At 61.6% G+C, this 7,063-nt stretch carries 5 protein-coding genes; 2 read left to right on the top strand and 3 right to left on the bottom strand.

The window, feature by feature from the left end; all coding sequences use genetic code 11:
* On the top strand, positions 1 to 1,352 hold a 1,352-nt coding region (locus tag GIW79_RS29060; protein ID WP_268935677.1), incomplete at its 5' end, for an MATE family efflux transporter.
* On the opposite strand, the gene tusA is transcribed toward GIW79_RS29060, so the two are convergent.
* Both tusA and rlmM read right to left on the bottom strand, forming a co-directional pair.
* On the bottom strand, positions 1,349 to 1,594 hold the full coding sequence (gene tusA, locus GIW79_RS29055) for a sulfurtransferase TusA (RefSeq protein WP_014717501.1): 246 nt from the start codon (positions 1,592 to 1,594) through the stop codon (positions 1,349 to 1,351). The two genes, GIW79_RS29060 and tusA, sit on opposite strands and share 4 nt — an antisense overlap.
* 129 nt (positions 1,595 to 1,723) lie before the next feature.
* Positions 1,724 to 2,800, bottom strand: a complete 1,077-nt coding sequence (gene rlmM, locus GIW79_RS29050; protein ID WP_054919968.1) for a 23S rRNA (cytidine(2498)-2'-O)-methyltransferase RlmM — start codon at positions 2,798 to 2,800, stop codon at positions 1,724 to 1,726.
* Positions 2,801 to 2,996: 196 nt separating this feature from the next.
* Between rlmM and acnA the strand changes: the two genes are divergently transcribed.
* Entirely contained in the window at positions 2,997 to 5,738 is a 2,742-nt protein-coding gene (gene acnA / locus GIW79_RS29045) for an aconitate hydratase AcnA (RefSeq protein WP_236477468.1), read from the top strand.
* Between the two features lie 177 nt (positions 5,739 to 5,915).
* On the opposite strand, the gene GIW79_RS29040 is transcribed toward acnA, so the two are convergent.
* Positions 5,916 to 6,854 (bottom strand): aspartyl/asparaginyl beta-hydroxylase domain-containing protein, encoded by a 939-nt coding sequence (locus GIW79_RS29040; protein ID WP_005786126.1) that lies wholly within the window; start codon positions 6,852 to 6,854, stop codon positions 5,916 to 5,918.
* Positions 6,855 to 7,063: the final 209 nt, after the last annotated feature.

Raw genomic sequence — 7,063 nt, 5'->3', positions numbered from 1 at the left:
GCCGGGAAGTGCGCGGCCTGCTGACGCTGGCCTTGCCGATCATGATCGGCCAACTGGCCACCACCGCGATGAGCTTCGTCGACGCGGTGATGGCCGGGCGCGTGAGCCCGCAGGACCTGGCGGCGGTGGGCCTGGGTAATTCGATCTGGATCCCGGTGTACCTGTTGATGACCGGCACTCTGCTTGCCACCACGCCGAAAGTCGCCCAGCGCTACGGTGCGGGCCAGTTCAGCGAGATCGGGCCCTTGGTGCGTCAGTCATTGTGGCTGGCCGTCGTGGTTGGCATCGCAGGGGCGCTGTTGTTGCTATGCGCCGAGCCGATCCTGCATGCGATGAAGGTCGAACCCGACTTGATCGAGCCGTCCATGGGCTACCTGCACGGCATCGCCGCCGGTATGCCGGCGGTGGCGTTGTACTACGTGTTTCGCTGTTTCAGTGACGGCCTGGGCCGCACACGGCCGAGCATGGTCATGGGCTTGTGCGGCTTGGCGCTGAATATTCCGCTGAACTACATCTTCATCTACGGCCACTTGGGCGTACCGGCCATGGGCGGCGTGGGTTGTGGCTGGGCTACCGCGATTGCGATGTGGGTGATGATGATCGGCCTGGCCATCTGGACGCGCTGGGGCGCGGCCTATCAAAGCAGTGAGTTGTTCAAGCGCTTCGACTGGCCGCAGTGGGCGGTGATCAAGCGCGTGTTGGGCATTGGCCTGCCGATAGGCGTGGCGATCTTTGCCGAATCGAGTATTTTTGCGGTGATCGCCTTGTTGATCGGCAGCCTGGGCGCCACGGTGGTCTCCGGTCACCAGATCGCGCTGAACGTCAGCTCCTTGGTGTTCATGATCCCTTACTCCCTGAGCATGGCCGTCACCGTGCGCGTCGGCCAGGCGCTGGGGCGCGGCGAACCTCGGGAAGCACGCTTCGCCGCCGGCGTCGGCATGGGCACCGCACTGGCGTATGCCTGCTTTTCCTGCAGCTTGATGCTGTTGTTTCGCGAGCAAATTGCAGCGATCTACACCCCCGACCCGGTGGTGATCCACCTGGCGTCGATGTTGATCGTGTTCTCGGCGCTGTTCCAGTTCTCTGACTCGATCCAGGTCACCGCCGCCGGCGCATTGCGCGGCTACCAGGACACCCGGGTGACCATGGTGCTGACCTTGTTCGCCTATTGGGGCGTGGGCCTGCCGGTAGGTTACGCCCTGGGCCTGACAAACTGGCTCGGCGAGCCCAGCGGCCCGAGCGGTTTATGGCAAGGGCTGATCGTGGGCTTGAGCTGTGCGGCGGGGATGTTGGTGGTGCGCCTGGCGCGCAGTGCACGCCGACGCATTCGGGCCGAAAAGGCGCAGGCTTAATCGGCTTTCTTGCGGATCCAGTACAGGTAGGTGCCAGCATCTTCCTGCTGATCCACCAGTTCATGGTCGAGAAACACGCAGAACTTGGGGATATCGCGACGGGTCGACGGGTCGGTCGCGATCACCTTGAGCAGGCCGCCCGCCGGCAGGTCGCGGATGTGCTGGTGCAGCATCATCACGGGTTCCGGGCAGTTGAGGCCGGTGGCGTCGAGGGTGCCATCAACCGGCAGTTCAAGACTCATACTTCACTCCTAAAACTGGCACCGCTCAACAATGTGGGAGCGGGCTTGCCCGCGATGACGGGGGCACATTCAACATAAACTTCGACTGTAATACCGCTTTCGCAGGCAAGCCAGCTCCCACATTTAATATCAGCGGCCTTTGGATTTCTTTACATCTACCAGGCGGCGCAGGTGACAGGTCACTTCTTCGCGATCATGGTAGAGCTGCTTGCAGCCGATCTCCACACGAATGCCACGCGCCTTGAAGCCCTCTTCGATGCGCTCCAGCAAACGCTTCACTTCGGCGTAACGCTGTTTCATCGGCAACTTCAGGTTCACCACCGCCTCGCGGCAATGCCCTTCGCCAATCCACGTTTCCAAGAGTGCCGCGTTGCGAGCGGGCTTCTCAACGATGTCGCAGACCATCCAGTCTACCGGCTGCTTGGGCACGAAGGTGAAGCCGTCGGCCATCAGATGCTGCACCAGGCCGGTGTCCATCAGGCTTTCGGCCATGGGGCCGTTGTCGATGGCAGTCACCAGCATGCCACGGTTGACCAGTTGCCAGGTCCAGCCGCCCGGTGCGGCGCCGAGGTCGACGCCGGTCATGTCGCCGTGCAGGCGCTCGTCCCACTGGTCACGGGGGATAAAGTGGTGCCAGGCTTCCTCCAGCTTGAGGGTCGAACGGCTGGGCGCGTCACGCGGGAACTTGAGGCGCGGGATGCCCATGGGCCACATCGCCGAGTTGTTCGACTCGGCCAGGCCCATGAACACTTCGCGGCCGCTCTTGAAGGTCAGCAGCAGGCGCGGCTTGCTCGGGTCGTCCACCAGCTTGCCGGCGTTAAGCAGGGCTTTGCGCAGGTGCACTTCGAATTTCTTGCAGAAGTTCGACAGTTCCTTGCCGTCATTGGTGTCGACCATCTCCAGCCACAAGCTGCCGCACAGCGGAAACTCGCGCAGGTGGGCGAGGATCACGCTGATGCGGTCGGTTTCCGGCAGGTCGATAAACACCCCGCGCGCCCACTGCCTGGGGAAGATCAGCTCGGCAAAGCGCTGGCCGTGCATCAGGCGCTGGGCGCCGTCTTCTTCGGTGCAGACAAATTCGGCGCAGGCGCTGCCGGTCTTGGCCTTGGCGTAGCCGGAAACGTTCAGGCGCGCAGCGTGCTCCGCGATCTCGGAACAGACTTCGCCTTCAAAACCCGGGCGGCAGTGCATAAAAAGGGTGTTCATTGAATCTCCTGGTGAATCAACCGGCGTTGCGCTATCGCAATACCTGTCATGAAAACGCGCGCATGATAGCCGAGTTCGGAACCTTGGACTCAGCGATAGAGTCCAGTTATTAGCCTGCTAATGAAAACAGCGCTAACGTGATAGCTCTGTTCGTCCCGTCAGGTCCGTAGCCGTGCGGACCATAAGGAGTCATGTAATGTCATCCCTTGATAGCCTGAGAACCCTTAAGACACTGCAAATAGACAGCAAAACCTACCACTACTTCAGCCTGCCCGAAGCCGCCAAGAGCCTGGGTGACCTGGACAAGCTGCCGATGTCCCTCAAGGTGCTGCTGGAAAACCTGCTGCGCTGGGAAGACGCCAAGACCGTCACCGGCACCGACCTCAAGGCCATCGCCGCCTGGCTCAAAGAACGCCAGTCCGACCGCGAGATCCAGTACCGCCCCGCTCGCGTGCTGATGCAAGACTTTACCGGGGTACCCGCCGTGGTCGACCTGGCCGCCATGCGCGCTGCCGTGGCCAAGGCCGGGGGTGACCCACAGCGCATCAACCCGCTGTCACCGGTGGATCTGGTGATTGACCACTCGGTGATGGTCGACAAGTTTGGCAGCACCAGCGCCTTCGAGCAGAACGTCGATATCGAGATGCAGCGCAACGGCGAACGCTACGCCTTCCTGCGCTGGGGCCAGAGCGCCTTCGACAACTTCAGCGTGGTACCACCGGGTACCGGCATTTGCCACCAGGTCAACCTCGAATACCTGGGCCGCACCGTGTGGACCAAAGAAGAAGACGGCCGCACCTACGCCTTCCCCGACACCCTGGTAGGCACCGACTCCCACACCACCATGATCAACGGCCTCGGCGTATTGGGCTGGGGCGTGGGCGGGATCGAAGCCGAGGCGGCGATGCTTGGCCAGCCGGTGTCGATGCTGATCCCGGAAGTGATCGGCTTCAAGCTCACCGGCAAGCTCAAGGAAGGCATTACCGCCACCGACCTGGTGCTGACCGTCACGCAAATGCTGCGCAAGAAAGGCGTGGTGGGCAAGTTCGTGGAGTTCTACGGCGACGGGCTGGCCGATTTGCCCCTGGCCGACCGCGCGACCATCGCCAACATGGCACCGGAATATGGCGCGACCTGTGGCTTTTTCCCGGTGGATGAGGTGACCCTGGACTACCTGCGCCTGTCCGGCCGCCCGGCTGAGACGGTCAAGCTGGTGGAAGCCTATACCAAGGCCCAGGGCCTGTGGCGCAACGCCGGCCAGGAGCCGGTGTTCACCGATACCCTGGCCCTGGACATGGGCACTGTCGAGGCCAGCCTTGCCGGGCCCAAACGCCCCCAGGACCGCGTCGCCCTGCCGAATGTAGGCCAAGCGTTCAGCGATTTTCTCGACCTGCAATTCAAGCCCACCAGCAAAGAAGAAGGCCGCCTGGAAAGCGAAGGCGGAGGCGGCGTTGCCGTGGGCAATGCCGACCTGGTCGGCGAGGCGGATTATGAATACGAAGGTAACACCTATCGCCTGAAAAACGGCGCGGTGGTGATCGCCGCGATTACCTCCTGCACCAACACCTCCAACCCCAGCGTGATGATGGCGGCCGGGCTGGTGGCGAAAAAAGCCGTGGAAAAAGGCCTGACCCGCAAGCCCTGGGTGAAAAGCTCCCTGGCGCCGGGCTCCAAAGTGGTCACCGACTACTACAAGGCCGCGGGCCTCACCCAGTACCTGGACAAGCTTGGCTTCGACCTGGTGGGCTACGGCTGCACCACCTGTATCGGCAACTCCGGGCCCCTGCCCGAGCCGATCGAAAAAGCCATCCAGAAGGCCGACCTCACCGTGGCCTCGGTGCTGTCCGGCAACCGTAACTTCGAAGGCCGCGTGCACCCACTGGTGAAAACCAATTGGCTGGCCTCGCCACCCCTGGTCGTCGCCTACGCGCTGGCCGGCACCGTGCGCATCGACATCAGCAGCGAGCCGCTGGGCAATGACCAGCAGGGTAATCCGGTGTACCTCAAGGACATCTGGCCCAGCAGCCAGGAAATCGCCGAAGCGGTGGCCCAAGTCAGCACCAGCATGTTCCACAAGGAATATGCCGAAGTGTTTGCCGGCGACGAGCAATGGCAAGCCATTGAAGTACCGCAGGCAGCCACCTACGTATGGCAGCAGGATTCCACCTACATCCAGCACCCGCCGTTCTTCGACGACATTGCTGGCCCGCTGCCGGTGATCGAGGACGTCAAGGGCGCCAACGTGCTGGCCCTGCTGGGGGACTCGGTAACCACCGACCACATCTCCCCTGCCGGCAATATCAAGGCCGACAGCCCGGCCGGGCGCTACCTGCGCGAACAGGGCGTGGAGCCGCGTGACTTCAACTCCTACGGCTCACGCCGGGGCAACCATGAAGTGATGATGCGCGGCACCTTCGCCAATATCCGTATCCGCAATGAAATGCTCGGCGGCGAAGAAGGCGGTAACACGCTGTATGTCCCTACGGGCGAGAAAATGGCGATCTATGATGCCGCCATGCAGTACCAGGCCTCGGGCACACCGCTGGTGGTGATCGCCGGCCAGGAATACGGTACCGGCTCCAGCCGCGACTGGGCGGCCAAGGGCACTAACCTGCTAGGGGTCAAGGCGGTGATCGCCGAGAGTTTCGAGCGTATCCACCGCTCCAACCTGGTAGGCATGGGCGTGTTGCCGTTGCAGTTCAAGCTGGATCAGAACCGCAAGACACTCAAGCTCACCGGCAAGGAGAAGATCGATATCCTCGGACTGACAGCTGCCGAGATCGAGCCGCGAATGAACCTGACGTTGGTGATCACTCGGGAGGATGGCAGCAGCGAGAAGGTTGAGGTGCTGTGCCGGATTGATACCTTGAATGAAGTGGAGTACTTCAAGGCCGGTGGGATTCTGCACTACGTGCTGCGCCAGTTGATCGCCTCTTAAGAGCAACGCAGATCAAAGGTGGGAGCTGGCTTGCCTGCGAAAGCGGTGGGTCAGCCAACATTTTTATAGCTGATACTCCGCCATCGCAGGCAAGCCAGCTCCCACAGTCTTGATCACATTCCAGGCATGAAAAAGGCGCTGTATCTTTCGATACAGCGCCTTTTTATGGTGTGCGGTTTAGCCGAACAGCCACTTCCAGAGCAGCACCAGTACCACCACCGCCAGCACCGGCCGCGCAATGCGGTAGGCTTTGGGATGCTTGCGCTTCCACTGTTTGACCTGGCCGCTGAACTTGTCGCTGAAGGTCTTGCTCCAGGCGTACGCCTGGTTGATGCCGCCCACGCGCTCGTCATCGAGGTTCTGCGGTGCGGTTGCTCGGCCCAGTTGCTTGCTGACCCAGCGGTTGATGCGGGTCATCACGCGGTTGCTCAATGGCCGCTCGATGTCGCAGAACAGGATCACCCGCGTCTGTTCGGTTTCGTTTTTGACCCAGTGCACGTAGGTTTCATCGAACATCACGTCTTCACCGTCGCGCCAGGCGTAGACCTGGCCGTCGACGAAGATACGGCAGTCGTCGGAGTTCGGCGTGGACAGCCCCAGGTGATAACGCAGGGAACCGGCAAACGGGTCGCGGTGCGGGTTGAGGTGACTGCCGCCCGGCAACAGCGCAAACATCGCGCCCTTGACGTTAGGGATGCTGCTCACCAACGCCACGGTCTTGGGGCACAGCGCCTCGGCCGATGGCAGCGGTTTGTCGTACCACTTGAGGTAAAAACGCTTCCAGCCCTTCTTGAAAAACGAACCGAAACCAGCGTCGTTGTTCTTTTCGGCGGCGCGGATGTAGCCCTCGTCGAACAGGTGCATGGCCTCTTCGCGGATCACTTCCCAGTTGTCCTTGAGCACATCCAGTTCCGGGAACTTGCTGCGGTCCAGGTAGGGCTTGGACGGCACCGCGGAAAACAGGTACATCAGGGCGTTATATGGGGCGAACAGCGCCGAATGGTTGACGAACTGACGCAACATCGGCAAACGGGCCTTGCCACGCAGGTGCACATACAGCGTGCTGCCGATGAACAGCAGCAACACCGACAGTTTGGCGGCCAAAGAAAAGGTCATGCAGCAACTCCTGGAAATAAGCGCCTGGCCAGCAAATTTCCGTCAATGGGAAACCAGACGTAACAGCCGGCCATGATAAACACTTGAGCCATTATGCAGAAGGCCCAGACCGACCGGGTGACATACATCAACCTTGTGGCGAGGGAGCTTGCTCCCGCTGGAGTGCGAAGCGCTCCCAGAATAATGGGGCCGCTGCGCAACCCAGCGGG

The organism is Pseudomonas sp. PA-7-1E, assembly GCF_021605325.1.
In the GTDB taxonomy this organism is placed as follows: domain Bacteria; phylum Pseudomonadota; class Gammaproteobacteria; order Pseudomonadales; family Pseudomonadaceae; genus Aquipseudomonas; species Aquipseudomonas fluorescens_BV.
The sequence above is the reverse complement of the archived record's forward strand: the minus strand, read 5'-3'. Positions and strand labels throughout refer to the sequence as shown.